This window comes from Geodermatophilus poikilotrophus (assembly GCF_900111455.1).
Classification (GTDB): domain Bacteria; phylum Actinomycetota; class Actinomycetes; order Mycobacteriales; family Geodermatophilaceae; genus Geodermatophilus; species Geodermatophilus poikilotrophus.
The window spans coordinates 374278-390877 of sequence record NZ_FOIE01000004.1; the positions used below are offsets into that span (position 1 = coordinate 374278).

At 75.2% G+C, this 16600-nt stretch carries 19 protein-coding genes and 1 pseudogene; 13 read left to right on the forward strand and 7 right to left on the reverse strand.

What is annotated here, in order from left to right:
- The first annotated feature begins 68 nt into the window (after window positions 1-68).
- The 5 genes from nadD (at window position 69) to BMW27_RS11680 (ending at window position 3435) form a co-directional block, all read left to right on the forward strand.
- A complete protein-coding gene (gene nadD, locus BMW27_RS11660; protein WP_245743493.1) occupies window positions 69-809 on the forward strand; it encodes a nicotinate-nucleotide adenylyltransferase in 741 nt (246 codons plus the stop codon).
- A complete protein-coding gene (gene rsfS, locus BMW27_RS11665; RefSeq protein ID WP_091444019.1) occupies window positions 806-1381 on the forward strand; it encodes a ribosome silencing factor in 576 nt (191 codons plus the stop codon). Before nadD ends, rsfS begins: the two co-directional genes overlap by 4 nt.
- Entirely contained in the window at window positions 1378-2109 is a 732-nt protein-coding gene (locus BMW27_RS11670; protein ID WP_091444021.1) for a histidine phosphatase family protein, read from the forward strand. Before rsfS ends, BMW27_RS11670 begins: the two co-directional genes overlap by 4 nt.
- 50 nt (window positions 2110-2159) lie before the next feature.
- Entirely contained in the window at window positions 2160-3050 is an 891-nt protein-coding gene (locus tag BMW27_RS11675) for a DegV family protein (protein WP_091444024.1), read from the forward strand.
- 184 nt (window positions 3051-3234) lie between these two features.
- Window positions 3235-3435, forward strand: a complete 201-nt coding sequence (locus BMW27_RS11680; RefSeq protein WP_091444027.1) for a hypothetical protein — start codon at window positions 3235-3237, stop codon at window positions 3433-3435.
- A gap of 121 nt (window positions 3436-3556) precedes the next feature.
- Here BMW27_RS11680 and BMW27_RS11685 read toward each other — a convergent pair whose 3' ends face one another.
- A complete protein-coding gene (locus BMW27_RS11685; protein WP_175486483.1) occupies window positions 3557-4126 on the reverse strand; it encodes a hypothetical protein in 570 nt (189 codons plus the stop codon).
- Between the two features lie 345 nt (window positions 4127-4471).
- Here BMW27_RS11685 and BMW27_RS24350 point away from each other — a divergent pair, with 345 nt between their 5' ends.
- Complete coding sequence (locus BMW27_RS24350) at window positions 4472-4594, forward strand: hypothetical protein (protein WP_281244754.1); 123 nt, start codon at window positions 4472-4474, stop codon at window positions 4592-4594.
- A gap of 125 nt (window positions 4595-4719) precedes the next feature.
- Window positions 4720-5565, forward strand: coding sequence for a helix-hairpin-helix domain-containing protein (locus tag BMW27_RS11690; protein ID WP_091444036.1), 846 nt, complete (start codon window positions 4720-4722; stop codon window positions 5563-5565).
- 164 nt (window positions 5566-5729) lie between these two features.
- Here BMW27_RS11690 and BMW27_RS24025 read toward each other — a convergent pair whose 3' ends face one another.
- Entirely contained in the window at window positions 5730-6302 is a 573-nt protein-coding gene (locus BMW27_RS24025) for a hypothetical protein (RefSeq protein WP_245743495.1), read from the reverse strand.
- On the opposite strand from BMW27_RS24025, the pseudogene BMW27_RS24030 reads away from it, so the two are divergent.
- A pseudogene (locus BMW27_RS24030) lies at window positions 6255-7673 on the forward strand (ComEC/Rec2 family competence protein); the annotation flags it as partial. The gene BMW27_RS24025 and the pseudogene BMW27_RS24030 overlap by 48 nt on opposite strands.
- A 355-nt stretch (window positions 7674-8028) precedes the next feature.
- Window positions 8029-9021 carry a DNA polymerase III subunit delta gene (gene holA, locus BMW27_RS24035; RefSeq protein ID WP_245743496.1) on the forward strand — a complete coding sequence of 331 codons (993 nt, stop codon included), beginning with the start codon at window positions 8029-8031 and terminating at the stop codon, window positions 9019-9021.
- 93 nt (window positions 9022-9114) lie between these two features.
- On the opposite strand, the gene rpsT is transcribed toward holA, so the two are convergent.
- Both rpsT and BMW27_RS23380 read right to left on the reverse strand, forming a co-directional pair.
- The gene (gene rpsT / locus BMW27_RS11700; protein ID WP_012947772.1) at window positions 9115-9381 is read right to left on the reverse strand and encodes a 30S ribosomal protein S20; all 267 of its coding nucleotides are present in this window, start codon (window positions 9379-9381) and stop codon (window positions 9115-9117) included.
- Window positions 9382-9517: 136 nt separating this feature from the next.
- Window positions 9518-9883 carry a hypothetical protein gene (locus BMW27_RS23380; RefSeq protein WP_091444040.1) on the reverse strand — a complete coding sequence of 122 codons (366 nt, stop codon included), beginning with the start codon at window positions 9881-9883 and terminating at the stop codon, window positions 9518-9520.
- Window positions 9884-10364: 481 nt separating this feature from the next.
- On the opposite strand from BMW27_RS23380, the gene lepA reads away from it, so the two are divergent.
- Window positions 10365-12194, forward strand: coding sequence for a translation elongation factor 4 (gene lepA, locus BMW27_RS11710; protein WP_091444044.1), 1830 nt, complete (start codon window positions 10365-10367; stop codon window positions 12192-12194).
- Entirely contained in the window at window positions 12191-12847 is a 657-nt protein-coding gene (locus tag BMW27_RS11715; protein WP_091444047.1) for an MOSC domain-containing protein, read from the forward strand. The genes lepA and BMW27_RS11715 overlap by 4 nt, the downstream gene beginning before the upstream one ends.
- Window positions 12848-12866: 19 nt before the next feature.
- Here the strand turns inward: BMW27_RS11715 and BMW27_RS11720 are convergent, their stop codons facing one another.
- Window positions 12867-13277 carry a VOC family protein gene (locus tag BMW27_RS11720; RefSeq protein ID WP_091444048.1) on the reverse strand — a complete coding sequence of 137 codons (411 nt, stop codon included), beginning with the start codon at window positions 13275-13277 and terminating at the stop codon, window positions 12867-12869.
- A 192-nt stretch (window positions 13278-13469) separates the two neighbouring features.
- Here BMW27_RS11720 and BMW27_RS11725 point away from each other — a divergent pair, with 192 nt between their 5' ends.
- Window positions 13470-15272, forward strand: coding sequence for an FAD-dependent monooxygenase (locus tag BMW27_RS11725; protein WP_091444051.1), 1803 nt, complete (start codon window positions 13470-13472; stop codon window positions 15270-15272).
- The gene (locus BMW27_RS11730; protein ID WP_091444053.1) at window positions 15269-15790 is read left to right on the forward strand and encodes a hypothetical protein; all 522 of its coding nucleotides are present in this window, start codon (window positions 15269-15271) and stop codon (window positions 15788-15790) included. Before BMW27_RS11725 ends, BMW27_RS11730 begins: the two co-directional genes overlap by 4 nt.
- A 24-nt stretch (window positions 15791-15814) precedes the next feature.
- Here BMW27_RS11730 and BMW27_RS11735 read toward each other — a convergent pair whose 3' ends face one another.
- Both BMW27_RS11735 and BMW27_RS11740 read right to left on the reverse strand, forming a co-directional pair.
- Window positions 15815-16357 carry a Clp protease N-terminal domain-containing protein gene (locus BMW27_RS11735; protein ID WP_091444057.1) on the reverse strand — a complete coding sequence of 181 codons (543 nt, stop codon included), beginning with the start codon at window positions 16355-16357 and terminating at the stop codon, window positions 15815-15817.
- Window positions 16358-16359: 2 nt separating this feature from the next.
- Window positions 16360-16593: an RNA polymerase subunit sigma-70 gene (locus BMW27_RS11740; protein ID WP_091444059.1), complete on the reverse strand. Its 234-nt coding sequence runs from the start codon at window positions 16591-16593 to the stop codon at window positions 16360-16362.
- Window positions 16594-16600: the final 7 nt, after the last annotated feature.

The following is a 16600-nucleotide window of genomic DNA, read 5'->3' on the forward strand; positions in this document are numbered from 1 at the left end:
TCGCAGGCTCGCGGCGGGCTCCTGCAGGAGGGCCACGGGGCTCGGCGAGCTCCGGATAGTCTCGTTCGGTGGCAGGTCGGCGGGTCGGGGTGATGGGCGGGACGTTCGACCCCGTCCACCACGGGCACCTCGTGGCCGCGAGCGAGGTGGCGGTCCTGTTCGGCCTGGACGAGGTGGTCTTCGTGCCCACCGGCCAGCCGTGGCAGAAGAGCGACCGCGAGGTGGCACCGGCGGAGGACCGCTACCTCATGACCGTCATCGCCACCGCCTCCAACCCGCGGTTCTCCGTGAGCCGAGTGGACGTCGACCGTGGCGGCCCCACGTACACGATCGACACGCTCAGCGACCTGCAGCGGCAGCGGCCCGACGACCAGCTGTTCTTCATCACCGGCGCGGACGCGCTCTCGCAGATCCTCAGCTGGAGGGACAGCGACGCCTGCTTCGCCCTGGCGCACTTCATCGGCGTCACCCGCCCCGGCTTCGACCTGGGGGCCTCCCACCTGCCGGAGGGGACGGTGAGCCTGGTCGAGGTGCCGGCGCTGGCGATCAGCTCCAGCGACTGCCGCGCCCGCGTGGGCCGGGGGATGCCGGTCTGGTACCTCGTGCCCGACGGCGTCGTGCAGTACATCGAGAAGCGCGGGCTGTACCGCACGCCCGACGCGGCCCGCAGCCCCGCCCGCGAGGGTGGAACCGGTGCCGGGCCCTCCGGGGACCGCCCGACCTGCGACCGCCCGCCGGCGACGACTCCCCGGACCGAGGGCCCGCCTCCCGAACCACCGACCACCGAGCTCCAGGAGGTACCCCGATGACCGCCTCGACCGAGGCGCGGGAGACCGCACTGCTGGCCGCCCAGGCCGCCGCGGACAAGCTGGCGACCAACGTCGCGATCGTCGACGTCAGCGAGCGGCTGGCCATCACCGACGCCTTCGTGCTCGCCTCGGCGCCCAACGAGCGCCAGGTGCAGGCCATCGTCGACGAGGTCGAAGAGCGCCTCCGCCGGCACGGCGTCAAGCCGGTGCGCCGGGAGGGCGTGGCCGAGGCGCGCTGGGTGCTGCTCGACTTCGTCGACGTCGTCGTCCACGTGCAGCACGCCGAGGAGCGCGCGTACTACGCGCTGGAGCGGCTGTGGAAGGACTGCCCGACGATCCCCTTCGTCGACAGCGCGGCACCGTCCGACGGCACGCAGCCCGAGGGGGGCCGGTCCGACGGGACGGCTCCCGCGAGCACCGCGACGCTGTCGGCCGACGACGTCGACCCGGCCAGCGCCGACCCGACGCCCCTGCGGCCCGAGCCCGCGGACGACGCCCCGGTGGGCGAGACCTCGGCGGACGGCGGACCGCCGGAGGAGGACCCGGCCGCCCCGGAGGCGACGGGCAGGTGAGCGACGTCCCGGCACTGCCGATCCCGCGGCTGGTCCTCTGGCGGCACGGGCGCACCGAGTGGAACGCCGCGGGGCGCTTCCAGGGCCAGCTGGACCCGCCGCTGGACGAAGTGGGCCGCCGCCAGGCGCGGCGGGCCGCCCCGCACCTGGCCGCGCCGCTGCCCGAGGGCACCCTCGTCGTCTCCAGCGACCTCGGGCGGGCCGCCGAGACCGCCGTCGCGCTCACCGACGTGCTCGCTGTGCCGCTGCGGCTGGACCCCCGCCTGCGCGAGGTCCACATGGGCTCGTGGGAGGGGCTCACCCGGCAGGAGGTCGCCGAGCGCCATCCCGAGCAGTACGCCGACTGGCTGGCCGGCCGGCCCATCACCGGGCGCGGTGGGGAGGACTCCGCCGACGTGCCCGCGCGCGCGCTGGCCGCGCTGCGCGACCTCCCCGAGGCGCCGGCGGCCGTGGTCGTGACCCACGGCGGGACCTCCGCACGCCTGATCGAGGCCCTGCTCGGACTGGGCCCCGAGCACCGCCGCGTCTTCGGCCCGCTGGCGAACTGCGCGTGGAGCGAGCTGGTCGAGCAGAGCGGCCGGTGGCGGCTGCTGCGGCACAACACCTCCGCACCCGAGCTGCCCGACGGCCCGGTCCCCCCGCCACAGCCGGGCACGGGTCGCCCGGACGCCGGCGCCAGCCCCGAGGAGGGCGCACCGGGCCCCACGCAGGACGCCGACGCACTGTGATCCCCGCCGTGGCCGCTCGGCCACGGGAGGGCGCGGGTTAGCCTCGCCGGATGCCCGTCGCCGTGGTCACCGACTCCTCGGCGTACCTGCCCGCCCGCCTGCTGGAGCAGTACGGGGTCGAGGTCGTCCCGCTCTACGTTGTCCTGGCCGGGCACTCCGGCCGCGAGGGAGACGACATCGGACCGGCGGACGTCGCCCGGGCGCTCGGCACCCGCGGGCAGCGGGTCTCGACCTCCCGGCCGACCCCCGGCGACTTCGTCGCCGCCTACCGCCGGCGGCTGGACGCCGGGGCCGACCGCATCGTCTCGGTGCACCTGTCCGCGGAGCTGTCCGGCACGGTGGACGCCGCCCGCCTGGCCGCCGCCCAGGTCGGCGAGCACATCGTGACGGTCGTCGACTCGCGCTCCGCGGCGATGGGCAACGGGTTCGCCGTGCTCGCCGCGGCGCGGGCGGCAGCGCGCGGGGAGAGCACGACGACCGTGGCCGCGGCCGCCCGGGACACCGCTGCCGCCACCCGGACGCTGTTCGTCGTGGACACCCTCGAGCACCTGCGCCGGGGCGGCCGCATCGGGCACGCCGCCTCGATGATCGGCACCGCACTGTCGGTCAAGCCGGTCCTGCACGTCGCCGACGGCCGGGTGGTGCCGCTGGAGAAGGTGCGCACGACGGCCCGGGCCCTCGTCCGCCTGGTCCAGCGCGGGGTGGAGGCCGCGGCCGGGCAGCCGGTCATGGTGGCCGTGCACCACCTGGCCGCACCGGAGCGGGCCGAACGGCTGGCCGCCGACCTCCAGGAGCGGGTGCCGGGTCTGCGGGAGCTCTACGTCAGCGAGCTCGGTGCGGCGATCGGCGCCCACGTCGGCCCGGGCGCCGTGGGTCTCGTCGTGGCCCCCGCCGCGACGGCGCCTGCGCAGGACCGCCCGCAGCAGGCGGAGGACCGGTAGCGCCTCTCGGTCCAGCCCCCGGCAGCCATGGGCGGTGAGGGACTGCGTCCGGTGGAGGAGATGCCTCACCGTCCGCCGTCGGTCCGCAGCCCCCGACGGCGGACGGTCGGTCGTGGCCGGAGGCCACCCGGCGTCGGCTGCCCGTGTGTTGCACGCAGCTCCCGGCCCGGGGAGCCTCTCCGGCGTGGCTGTCCGATGGTTCACCGACGCCGACCGGCAGGACATGCGCAACGCGGCCGAGGAGCGCCGGGTCCTCGATGAGCTGGTGCGCACGTACGCGCCGCTACGGGTCATGACGGCCGAGGAGCGGGCCGAGGCGATCGCGCAGAGCACGCTGTGGGAGCGCCTCAGCGGCCTGCGGATCGACCCGAACCGGCGCAGCTAGTACCGCCGACCGGCAACACCTGCGCCCCGAAGGCGACGCATGCAGGCTCCAAGCGGCCCCTGAGTGGGTTCGCCGGGACGGGCTCAGCAGCTCGGTCAGCTGGGGTCAGCCATCGCCATAACTAGGCGAAGAAGAAATAGCATTCAGACGTCGGGTACTTGATGAAGCGATGGACGTTGGGCTGCTCCGGGTCCGCAAACTCGTCCACCGCCTCCTGCGAGATGTCGATGCAGAAGTCTCGAACCATGTCAGGCTTGTTCTGCCATTCCACCAGGAGGGTCACCTGCAACTTCCCCACCGTCAGTGCCGGAATGGGTTCGGTCGGGAGGAACCAGGCCATCGGTGTGACCGGCTCGGACCCGAACACCAGGATCGGCACAGGGTCCGAGACTCGCGTGATGAAGGCCGTCGAGAACTCGGCCTCGGGTTGGGTCAGGTCGACGACCTCGTGCCACGGGAGATGTGGCATGTCCTCGCCGCCTTCCTGGGGTTCGACCAGTACGGTCATGTCCAGGAGGACGGCGGGGCGTTCCGTTCGCTTCGTCGCGGTGAATGTTGGTTGTAGATACACATCCTGGACGCCGTCGCCGCCGGGAGCCGATATCCGCAGCACCTTCGGCATGGTCAGGTGCACATCGGCTTCGCTGTTCAACTGTGCGTAGTTCGCCACCGACAGGACGAGGGCCGCCACCGCCGTCGACGCCGAGATCCAGTTCGTGGCGACTTCCCACCTCCTGCGCCGACCGGTCGAAGCGCCTGTGGGCCGGTCCGTCGCACCCTCGTCTGGTTCCGTGCGACTTGCTCCGTCGACGTAGAGCCTCCACCCCTCAGGCGCTGGTCCCCAGCTCGGGTCCGGGATCCAGCCATGTGGCGGCAGCCAACCCTCGGGCGGTGTCGGCCAGTTCGGGGGCGGGTTGAAGACCCTGCTCATCCGGCCCTCCGCTGTGACGAACTGTCCGGGCGCGATCTCTCTGTCAACGGCTCTCGTGGTCCGATCCCGGAGCCACAGGGCTCCGATCGCCACGGAGGACGTGTCTTGAGGAGGCACGCTGCCGCACCGCTGATACACCGCGGGCCACCTGCCCCGGCCACCGTGCTGGGCCTGCTGGCCGGGCTGGCGATGCCGGGCGTACCACCGCTGGGCGACGTCTTCGCGTAGTCGGCTGCTGTGGAACCCACCGCCGCTCGGCCGCTCGATGTCCTCGGTGTCCACAGCGGCGGGGGCTGTCCACAGTCCTGCGGCGGCCCGCCCGGCGGGGGTCGCGGCTCCCTAGCGTCGCGCCGGTGCGCCTCTCCTCCCGTCGCAGCGACGACGCCGACCTGATCCGGCAACGGCTGCGGGTCCTGCTGGACGAGCGCCGTCCACCGGGCTGGGTCCCCGACTACGAGGCGTTCGACGCCGACGACGAGGCGCCCGACGCCGGAGCGGAGGAGGTCGCCGCCGCGGCGGCCGACGACGGGCTGCCCGCCGGCATCGGGCGGCACCGTGTTGCCGGCAGTGCCGTCCGGGTGGCCCCCGGGCGCCGCGCCGCGTGGTCGCTGTGGGTCGTCGGGCTGCTCGCGGCGCTCCTGGTGGTCGCGAGCACGTGGTCCGGCCGCCCGCAGGTGGAGCCCGCGCCGGTCGAACCGGCCCCCGCCGCGTTCCCGGCCGCGGAGAGCACCGCCGCGACGCCGCCGGCGGGGGTCACGGCGGACCCCGCGGCCACGGTCGTCGTCTCGGTCGTGGGGTCGGTGGCCCGGCCCGGGCTGGTCACGCTGCCCGAGGGGGCCCGGGTCGCCGACGCGGTGACGGCCGCCGGCGGGCTGCTGCCCGACGCCGACTCCGCCTCGGTCAACCTCGCCGCCGTCGTCTCCGACGGCCAGCAGGTGGCGGTCGGGGTGCCCGGCGCGGCGGCGGCCGGCGGAACCGTCGGCGGAACGGACGCTCCGTCGGGTGCTGGCCGGGTGGACCTCAACGCGGCCACGGCTGCCGACCTCGACGCGCTGCCGGGGATCGGGCCGGTCCTCGCCCAGCGGATCGTGGAGCACCGCGAGCGCAGCGGGCCCTTCCGCAGCGTGGAGCAGCTCGACGACGTCCCCGGGATCGGCCCGACCACCTACGCCGAGCTCGCCGAGCTGGTGACCGTGTGAGGGCGGCGCCGGAGCGCTGGTCGTGGGTGGATCTGCGGCTCGCGCCCGTGGCGGCGACGGTCTGGGGCGCCACCCTGCTGGCGCCGCTGCTGCCGGTCCCGGTGCTGTCCGGCGCGGTACCGGCCGCCGTCCTCGCCGCGCTCTGGGTGTCCCGGCGCAGCCGGTCACCGGCCGCGGTCGTGCTGCTGGGTGTGCTCGCGGCCCTGGCGGTCACCGCCACCACGGCGGCGGTCCGGGAGGCCGCGCGCCAGGCCTCGCCCCTGGCCGGGGCCGCCGAGGGACGACGGACCGTCGACCTCGACCTGGAGCTGGACGGCGACCCGGCGGCGGTCCGCGGAGTAGGCCCGCCGCGCGTCGTCGTCGAGGCCACGGTCACCGCGCTGCACGATGGGGAGACGCGCACCCGGCTGGACGACGCCGTGGTCCTGTTCGGCTCGGCCGACGAGTGGCTCGGCCTGCTGCCGGGCCAGGCCGTGCGCGTCCGGGCCGCGGTCTCCCCGGCCGCCGCGGACGAGGGGCTGGTGGCCCGGCTGTCGGCGCGGGCGCCCCCGACGCCGGTGGGTGAGCCGCCGTGGGCGCAGCAGCTCGCCGGGGGTCTGCGGGAGCAACTGCGCGAGTCCGCCGTCGACGTGCTGGGGCCGCAGGCAGGTGGGCTGCTGCCCGGCCTGGTGGTGGGGGACACGCGGTCGATGGACCCGGTGCTCGTCGAGGACTTCCGGCGGGCGGGGCTCGCCCACCTGACGGCCGTGTCCGGGGCGAACGTGGCGATCGTGCTGGCCGGGGTGCTCGCACCGCTGCGCCGGCGGGCGGTCGACCGGCGGGTGCAGGCGCTGGTCGCGGTGGCCGCGCTGGCCGTGTTCGTGGTGCTCGCCCGGCCCAGCGCGAGCGTGGTCCGCGCGGCGGCCATGGGCGCGGTGACGCTGCTGGCGCTGGCGACCGGCCGGTCCCGCGCGGCCCTGCCGGCACTGGGTGCGGCCGTCGTCGTGCTGCTGCTCCTGGACCCCGGCCTCGCGCGGGACGCCGGCTTCGCGCTGTCCGTCGCGGCCACGGCGGCCATCGTGCTGCTGGCACCGGGCTGGTCCCGGCGTCTGCGCGACCGCGGCTGGCCGCTGCCGCTGGCCGACGCGGTCGCGGTCGCCGCGGCCGCCGGGCTGGCCACCGCGCCGCTGGTGGCCGGGCTGTCCGGTCTGGTGAGCCCGGTGTCGCTGCCGGCGAACCTGCTCGCCGCGCCGGCCGTCGCCCCGGCCACCGTGCTGGGGCTGCTGGCCGCGCTCGCGCACCCGGTCGTACCCCCGGTCGGCGAGGCGCTGGTCTGGCTGGCGGGGTGGCCGGTGCGGTGGCTGGTCCTCGTCGCGCAGCGCGCGGCGGCGCTGCCCGACGGCGCCACCGGCTGGCCGGCCGGCATCCGGGGCGCGGTGCTGCTGACCGTGCTGATCCTGGCGGTCGGCTGGCTGCTGTGGCGCTTCCCCCGCGCGCGGCCGCTGGCGCTCGCGGCGCTCGTCGGCGTCGTGGTGCTGGGCTGTCCGCTGCGACAGGTGACCCGCGGCTGGCCGCCCGAGCGGACCGTCCTCGTCGCCTGCGACGTGGGCCAGGGCGACGCCCTGGTGGTGCCGACCGCGCCGGGGGAGGGGCTGCTCGTGGACGCCGGGCCCGACGTCGGTCCGGTCGACCGCTGCCTGGACCGGCTCGGGATCGACGCGCTGCCGCTGGTGTTGCTCACCCACCTCGACGCCGACCACGTCGGCGGCCTGGCCGGGGCGCTGTCCGGCAGGGAGGTCGGCGTGGTCGCCACCGGCACGCTCTCGCCCGCCGAGGACCGGGCCGGCCGCCTGGACGCCGCGGTGGGCCGTGCGGGCGCCGAGCGGGAGGTCCTCGTCCCGGGGGACCGCCGCACGGTGGGGACGGCGACGATCGAGGTGCTCGCCCCGCCGCCGGAGGTCGCCACGGCCGTGGTGCCGGCCAACGACCTGTCCCTGGTGGTCCGCGTGACCCAGCACGGGGTCCGCGTCCTGCTCACCGGCGACCTGAGCGGCACGGCGGAGGCGCGCATCGTCGCCCGTGGGGTCGACCTGCGGGCCGACGTGCTCAAGGTGCCGCACCACGGCAGCGCCGACGCCGACCGGGGCTTCTTCGCCGCCACCGGGGCGCGGGTGGCGCTGGTGTCCGTCGGCGCGGACAACACCTACGGGCACCCGACGGCACGGGTGCTGTCCTGGCTGGCGCAGGAGGGGGTGCGGGTGCACCGCACCGACCGGGAGGGCGACCTGGCGGTGGCCGGGGACGCCGGGGCCTGGGGCGTCGCCGCCCGCGGTCGTGAGGAGGCCGTGTCCGCGGCCGGCCGGTCCGGCACACCGGGGGGGGGGGGGGGGGGGGGGGGGGGGGGGGGGGGGGGGGCGGTCGGCGGGCCGGCGGTCGTCCGCGCGGGACGGCGGGAGCGTCGGCCCCGCGTGACACCATGCCGAGGTGTCCGCAGCACCCCCCGCACCGACCTCCCGCCTGCGCGCCGTGGTCGGCGAGGAGGAGCTGCTGCGCTCCCGCGCCGTGTCCGCCGTACGCGCCGCCGTGCTCGAGCGCCACCCCGACGCCGAGCTGCACGAGCTGCCGGCGCAGGGGCTGCCCGTCGGCCAGCTCGCCGACGTCCTCGCCCCCTCGCTGTTCGGCACACACCGGCTGGTCGTCGTCACCGGGGTGCACGAGGCCGCCGGCGCGCTCGCCGACGCGCTCGCCGGCTACGCCAAGGACCCAGACCCCGACCTGACCCTCGTGGTCGTCCACTCCGGCGGAAAGCGCAACGAGGCGCTGGTCAAGGCCTTCACCGCCGCCGGGGCGGCCGTCGACGACTGCCCGAAGGTCAGCTCGGTGGGCGACCGGATCGCCTTCGTGCGCAACGAGGTCCGCTCGGCGGGTGGCCGGATCACCCCCGACGCGGCGTCGGCCCTGGTCGAGGCGATCGGGGCGGACCTGCGGCAGCTGTCCTCGGCGGCCACGCAGCTGGTCTCGGACTTCGGCGGCGCCGTCGACGCCGATGCCGTCGCCCGGTTCCACCGCGGGCAGGCCGAGGTCACCGGCTTCACCGTCGCCGAGCGGGTGCTCGTCGGCGACCGGCAGGGCTCGTTGGAGATGCTGCGCTGGGCGTTGCAGCGCGGCGTCGCGCACGTGCTCATCGCCGACGCGATCGCCGACGGGGTGCGGACCGCGGCCCGCATCTCCTCGGTCCGCAGCTCCAACCCCGGCGACCTGGCCCGCACGCTGAAGATGCCGCCGTGGAAGGTCAAGCGGGCGCAGTCGCAGGCGCGGGGCTGGAGCATCGAGGGGCTGCAGCAGGCCATCGGCGTGGCCGCCGAGCTCAACGCCGACGTCAAGGGCGCCGCGGCCAGCGCCGACTACGCACTCGAGAGCGCCATCCGCCGGATCGTCGCCATCCGGCGGGAGACCGGACGCGGCGTGCGCAGCTGACCGCGGCGGACGCGGGCGACCCCCGGAACGCGACGAGCCCCCGTCCCGCGGGGGGAGGGGCTCGTCGAACGGCCGCGGGAACGCGGCCGGGGGTCAGCTGGAGAGGTCGGCCAGCCGCTTGGCCATGCCCGACTTGCGGTTCGCGGCCTGGTTCTTGTGGATGACGCCCTTGCTGGCGGCCTTGTCCAGCGCCTTGCTGGCGGTCTGCAGCGCGGTCGTCGCGGCGGCGGCGTCCCCGGAGTCGGCAGCGGTGCGGAAGCGGCGGACGGCCGTCTTCAGGGCGGACTTGACGGCAACGTTGCGCTGACGCGCCTTCTCGTTGGTCTTGATCCGCTTGAGCTGGGACTTGATGTTCGCCACGCGTGAGCCTCGGGTGTCTCTCGGGAGGGAGTACTTCTGGACAGTGCGTCCGGACGGCGTGCGTCAGCGGACCGGTCTGCCAAGATACCAGCGTCGACAGCGCGGCTCCAACCCGCGGTCGGTCCGGCCGCGCAGGTCACAGCGGCCGGGCGAGGCCGCCGTCCACCCGCCGCCGCGCCCAGGCCAGCGCGGCATCGTGGAACCGGCGCTGGAGGTCCCGCACGGTCGGCAGCCCGGGCGGCGGTGGCAGCCGCACCGCCTGCGCCTCCGTCCCGGTCAGCGCGAGCAGCAGGTCGGTCACGTCCGCGGGATCGGCTCCTGACACGACCGGGGAGTCCGCCACCAGCAGCTCCGGGTCGACGCCTCCGTGCACGGCGGGGTCGACGGCGAACAGCACGGTGTCCACCCAGGCCGCGCCGCGGGCCGCCCCGGGCCAGTCGATGACGGACACGGCGCCGTCCGCGGTGACCAGCAGGTCGTCGGCGCGCACGTCCACGTGCACCAGCGTCTCCCCGGACAGCCCGCCCGAGCCGTCAACCGGTCGGGCACGTCGGCCAGCCGGTCCAGGTGCCGGCGCTCCCAGGGGTCGAGGTCCGCCGGCGGCTGGTCGGCCAGCGCCCGCCACGCGGCCGGCCCGTCGGCGAGCCGATCGGGGAGGGTCGGCCGGCCCGGGACCGGGCACGGGGTGCCGACCCGGGTAGGTCGGTGAGGACCGGCACGACCCGCGCCGCAGACGTCGGCCCGCGTCCCGTCGGCGCAGGTCAGCACGGCCGCCGTCCCGGGGGAGAAGCCCCCGGTGCAGCCGGTCACGGTGGCGACGGGCGAGCCGAGCGCCGCCTCGACGTCCGTGCGCAGCGGTGCGGGCAGTTCCGGGTACGGCAGGCGGGGGGCTGCCCGCAGGGGTCATGGCAGCACTGTCGGCGAGCACCGCTTCCCAGGCAATCGCCTCACCGGCCCGGGTGCCGTGGGACGATGGGAGCACTGTGACGACTCCCGCCTCCACCGACCCGGCCCGCATCCGGAACTTCTGCATCATCGCCCACATCGACCACGGCAAGTCGACGCTGGCCGACCGGATGCTCGAGGTCACCGGGATCATCGAGGCGCGGCAGATGCGTGCCCAGTACCTCGACCGCATGGACATCGAGCGCGAGCGCGGCATCACCATCAAGGCGCAGAACGTGCGCCTGCCGTGGAAGGTCGGGGACACCGAGTACGTCCTCGACATGATCGACACCCCGGGGCACGTCGACTTCACCTACGAGGTGTCCCGGTCGCTGGCCGCCTGCGAGGGCGCGGTGCTGCTCGTCGACGCCGCCCAGGGGATCGAGGCCCAGACGCTGGCCAACCTCTACCTGGCGCTGGAGAACGACCTCACGATCATCCCGGTCCTCAACAAGATCGACCTGCCGGCCGCGCAGCCGGAGAAGTACGCCGCCGAGATCGCGCACATCATCGGTTGCGACCCCTCCGACGTCCTGCGGGTCAGCGGCAAGACCGGGGAGGGCGTGCCGGAGCTGCTCGACCAGATCGTCGCGCAGATCCCGGCGCCGGTCGGCGACGCCGAGGCCCCGGCCCGGGCGATGATCTTCGACAGCGTCTACGACATCTACCGCGGCGTCATCACCTACGTGCGGGTCGTCGACGGTCGCATCTCCAGCCGCGAGCGCATCAAGATGATGTCGACCGGCGCCGTCCACGAGCTGCTCGAGATCGGCGTCATCTCACCCGAGCCCAAGCCGGTCGACGGCCTCGGCGTCGGCGAGGTCGGCTACTTCATCACCGGCGTGAAGGACGTCCGCCAGTCCCGCGTCGGCGACACCGTCACGCTGCAGCACAAGCCGGCCGCCGAGCCGATCGGCGGCTACAGCGACCCCAAGCCGATGGTCTACTCCGGCCTGTACCCGATCGACGGCAGCGAGTACCCGCTGCTGCGCGAGGCGCTGGACAAGCTGCTGCTCAACGACGCCGCGCTGACCTACGAGCCGGAGACCTCGGCCGCGCTGGGCTTCGGGTTCCGCGTCGGCTTCCTCGGCCTGCTGCACCTGGAGATCGTCCGCGAGCGGCTGGAGCGCGAGGCCGGCATCAGCCTCATCTCCACCGCGCCGAACGTCGTCTACCGGGTGGTCATGGAGGACGGCAGCGAGATCACCGTGACCAACCCCAGCGACTGGCCCGAAGGCAAGATCGACAAGGTCTTCGAGCCGGTCGTCAACGCCACCGTCATCGCACCCAGCGACTACACCGGCGCGATAATGGAGCTCTGCCAGGGCCGGCGGGGGCAGCTCGGCGGGATGGACTACCTGAGCGAGTCCCGGGTCGAGCTGCGCTACACGCTGCCCCTCGGTGAGATCATCTTCGACTTCTTCGACGCGCTGAAGTCGCGGACCCGCGGCTACGCCTCCCTCGACTACTCGGAGGCCGGCGAGCAGGAGTCGTCGCTGGTGAAGGTGGACATCCTGCTGCAGGGCGAGGCCGTCGACGCGTTCAGCGCGATCGTGCACAAGGACAAGGCCTACAGCTACGGCGTGATGATGGCCGGCAAGCTGCGCGAGCTCATCCCGCGGCAGCAGTTCGAGGTGCCGATCCAGGCCGCCGTCGGCTCCCGGGTCATCGCCCGGGAGACGGTCCGCGCCATCCGCAAGGACGTCCTCGCCAAGTGCTACGGCGGTGACATCACCCGCAAGCGGAAGCTGCTGGAGAAGCAGAAGGAGGGCAAGAAGCGGATGAAGATGGTCGGCCGCGTCGAGGTCCCCCAGGAGGCCTTCGTGGCCGCGCTGTCCACCAACGAGTCCACCGCCTCCAAGAAGTGATCCGCGGCCGCCTCGACGCGGTGTGCGTCTCCGGCTCCGACCTGCTCCCGCTGCCCGGCCGTCGTCCGAACCGCAGCGGCATCGACAAGCGGCCGGTCGCCGGGCGCGTCGCCGTCTCCGAGCTCGGCCTGGACGGCGACGTCCAGGTCAACCGGAAGTACCACGGCGGCGAGGGCCAGGCGGTCTACGCCTACGCCCAGGAGGACGCCGACTGGTGGGCCGCCGAGCTGGGCCGGGAGCTGCCACCCGGCCGGTTCGGCGAGAACCTGCGGACGACGGGCCTGGACCTCACCGGCGCGGTGCTGGGCGAGCGCTGGCGGATCGGGACGACGCTGTTCGAGGTGACCGCCTGCCGGATCCCGTGCGCCAACTTCGAGCGCTTCTGGGACGTGCCGCAGCTGGTCAAGCGGTTCACCGCCCGCGGTGCCAGCGGCGCCTACCTGCGGGTGCTCGAGACCGGGGACGTCGGCGCGGGTGACGCCGTCGAGGTGGTCTCCCGACCCGGCCACGGGGTCACCGTGGGTCTGCTGTTCCGCGCGACGACGACCCAGCGGCGCCGGCTGCCGGAGATTACCCCCGCCCTCCAGCACCTCCCGCTCAAGGACCGGTCGAAGGTCGCGGCCCGGATCGAGCGGCTCGCCGCTCCGGCCTGACCGGCCCGGCGGCCCGGACTCAGTGGAGCCAGGGGGCGTAGGACAAGCCGACGACCAGACCCTCCACCGTCTGCAGCCGGGCCACCGTCTGGCCCCACGGCTCGGTCCGCGCCCCGTGCAGGAGCCGGTGGCCGGCCGCCTCCAGTTCCGCCGCGCCGTCAGCGACCGCAGCAGCGTCGGCGAGCTCGAACTCGATGCTGACCTGCGGCACCGGACGGTCGGCCGGCCAGTCGGGCGCACCGAAGCAGGCCTCCGCGGCCTCGGCGAGCGGCCAGACCCCGAAGTGCCTGCTGCCGTCGATCCGCTCGCTGGCGAAGTACTCACCGGCGAGGCGCTCGAGCGGCAACCCGAGGACGTCCACGTACAGCCGTCGGCTCCGCTCCGGGTCGCGTGCGATGACGCTGACGCTGGCGACGAACAGGATCTCCATGGGCCGCAACCGTGCCACCGGGAGGCGCGGGAGCGGGCCGCGGCGCCTCCCGCGACCGGTCCACCGCGTGCGCCGTCCGGGTGTCCGGTACCGGCACGGATCGGCGCGGGAAGCGGTCCGGCGGTCCTTCCCGATGCCGCGTGCTCCGTTCCACCATCGGGGGCAGCGGACGGCTGACTCCCGGAGGTACCGATGACACGAGCAGGGTCCCCGCACGGCGTCCCGGTGCAGCGGCGCGGGTCCCCGGACGTCGACGTCCTCGTCGTGGGCGCCGGCCCGACCGGTCTCACCCTCGCCTGCGACCTGCGCCGCCGCGGCCTGACCGTCCGGGTGGTCGAGCGGCTGCCGCAGCCGGAGCTCAAGTCGCGCGGCAAGGGCGTGCAGCCCCGCACCCTCGAGGTCCTCGACGACCTGGGCGTCGTCGACCGGGTGCTCGAGGCCGGCTGGTCCCGCGACCTGCGGGTGCGCTGGTACGTCCAGCGGGAGCTGCTCCTCGACCTGCGCCTGCCCGGGCGCGACCCGCTGCCCGACACCCCGCACCCGAACCTCGTGCTCATCCCGCAGTGGCGCACCGAGCAGGTGCTGCGCGAGCGGCTGGTGGAACTGGGCGGGGCGGTCGAGTGGGGCCGCGAGCTGGTGGGGCTGGAGCAGGACGGGGACGGCGTCCTCGCCTCCGTCGCGACGTCCCCGGACGGCGCCGTGGCGACGATCCGCGCCGGCTGGGTGGTGGGCTGCGACGGCGGCCACAGCCGGGTGCGGGACCTGCTGGGGCTGGCGCTGCAGGGGGAGTCGCGCGAGGAGCGCTTCCTGTTCGGCGACGTGGAGGTCGACGGGCTGGAGCCGGCCGACAGCGGGTACGTGTGGTTCGACGGAGGTGAGTACCTCGCGGCCAGCCCGTTCCGCGGTCTGCGCGCGTGGCAGGTGCAGGCCAGCCTGCCCGCCGGGACCCAGGAGCCCGGGTCGCTGGAGCTGCTGCAGCGGCTGTTCACCGAGCGCAGCGGACTGCCCGACGTCCGCCTGTCCGCCCCGACCTGGCTGTCCACCTGGCACAGCAACGTGCGGCTGGTCGACCGCTACCGGGTGGGCCGGGTGTTCGTGGCCGGCGACGCCGCGCACCTGCACAGCCCGGTCGGCGGCCAGGGGATGAACACCGGCATCCAGGACGCGTACAACCTCGGCTGGAAGCTGGCGCTGGTGGTCCGCGGCCGCGCACCGGACCGCCTCCTCGACACCTACGAGGAGGAGCGCCGGCCGATCGCGGCGGCCGTCCTCAGCGGCAGCGACCTCGGGTACCGCGCGGTCTTCGGCGCCGACCCGGTGACCACCTTCCTGCGCGAGCACGTCCTGACCCCCGCGCTGCGGCTCCCGGCCGTGCAGCGGGCCATCCTCGGGGGCGTCAGCGAGCTGGACCTGCACTACCGGGAGAGCTCACTGGTGGAGGAGCACGGCACTCCGCTGACCGCCACCCGGTGGAGCCCCGGCCACGACGACGAGCGCGCCGACGCGGTGGACCGTCTCCGCTTCGCCCGGGGTGTCCGGGCGGGTGACCGGGCTCCCGACGGCGTCCTCGAGGACGCGGCCACCGGGCGGTCCACGCGGTTGTCCGACGCCTTCCGCGGTCCGCACGCCACCCTCCTGCTCTTCGACGGCGAGGCCCGTACCGACGACGGCTACGCCTCGCTCGCCACGATCGCCGACGGCGTCGAGCGGCTGTCCGGCGCCGACGTCCGCCCGTGGGTGGTGGTGTGGGGACGTCGGCTGCCTGCGGAGCTGGTCGGGCGGCGGGTGCTGCTCGACCCGGAGGGCGGGACGCACCGGCGCTACGGCGCGACCGCCGAGGCGCTGTACCTGGTCCGCCCGGACGGCTACGTCGGCCTGCGCGCCCAGCCGGCCTCGGAGGAGGTCCTCCTCCGGTACCTGAGGCGGGTCCTCGCCGGCGTGGGTGCCGACGTCCCGCATCCGGGGTCCGCCTCGCCGACGGGGCGCTCGCGGTGAGCGCGGCGATCCGGCTGCAGGCGCTGGCCGCCTGGGCCTGGGCCCGGCACCACAACGTCCTGAGCTGGTACGTGCGCCCGCTGTTCCCCCTGCCGCTGGCGTGGTCGGCCCACGAGCGCAGTCCCGCGGGCATCGCGGTCACCCTGGTCGGCCTGGCGACGAGCATGGCCTGGTTCCCGGCCCCCGCCCGCGTGGACCCCCGCGTGGCCAAGTTCCTCCGGTTCGAGCAGGAGTGGCTGACCGGGGAGTGGACCGGCCGCAAGGTGCTGCTGACGGTCCTCTCGCCGCTGAGCCTGGCCGCGTTCTGCCTCGCCTTCTGGCGCCGGTCCCCGGGGTGGGGGCTGGTCGTGCTGAACGCGATGGCCGCCGGCAAGGTGCTGTGGGGCGTGGTCTCGGGCAGGGGGACCGGCTGGGCGATGCTCGCGCCCGCCGGCGCGGGGCTCGCGGTCGGCGACGTGGTCCTCGTCGTCGCCGTCCGGTCTCTGCGCCGGGGGTACCCGGCCCCGTCGGCCGGCTGACCGCGGAGCCGGGCGGCCGCGCACTCAGGAGTCCAGCAGGAGCTCGAGGTCCTGGCGCAGAGCGGTTAGGTCGACCCCGCGGTCGTGCAGCACCTTGGCCGCCAGTCCCTGCCCCTCGCGGAGCAGGCCGAGCACGATGTGCCCGTCGGCGATGGTCCTCGCGCGCATGGCCAGCGCCTCGCGCAGCGACAGCTCGAGCACCTTCTTCGCGCGGGAGCTGAAGGGGAGGTGCGCGGGGCTCCTCGGCTGCCGGCCGCGGCGCGGGGCGTCGAGCGCGCCCGGTCCGAAGGTGGCCTCGGCGACGTCCCGGACGGCGTCCAGGTCGATCCCCAGGGTCCGCAGCGCCTCGGCGTCCAGGTCCGCACCCCCGAGGTGGGCGGCGACCGCCTCGGCCACCTCGTCGTGGTCCAGTCCGTGCCGGCGCAGGACGGCCGTCGTCGGGGTGTCCAGCCGCAGCTGCGCGAGCAGCAGGTGCTCGGTGCCGATGTGGCCGTGCCGGAGGGCGCGGGCCTCCTCCTGCGCCAGGACGACGACATCGCGAGCACCGGTCGTGAAGCGTTCGAACACGGTCAGTCCCTCCGCCGGAGCGGCCCGCGGCCGCCTGCGTGCTTCTTGTGCACCGCCTGCCGGGTGACGCCCAGCAGGTGGGCGATCTGCTCCCAGGTCCAACCCTGGTCCCGGGCGTTCTCCACCTGCAGGGCCTCCAGCCGCTCGACCAGGGTCCGCAGTGCGCGGACCGCCCTCAGCCCGACCGCAGGGTCGCGGCTGCTGGCGGCGGAGGCCACCTGTGCTGTGTCGGCCATGACGTCA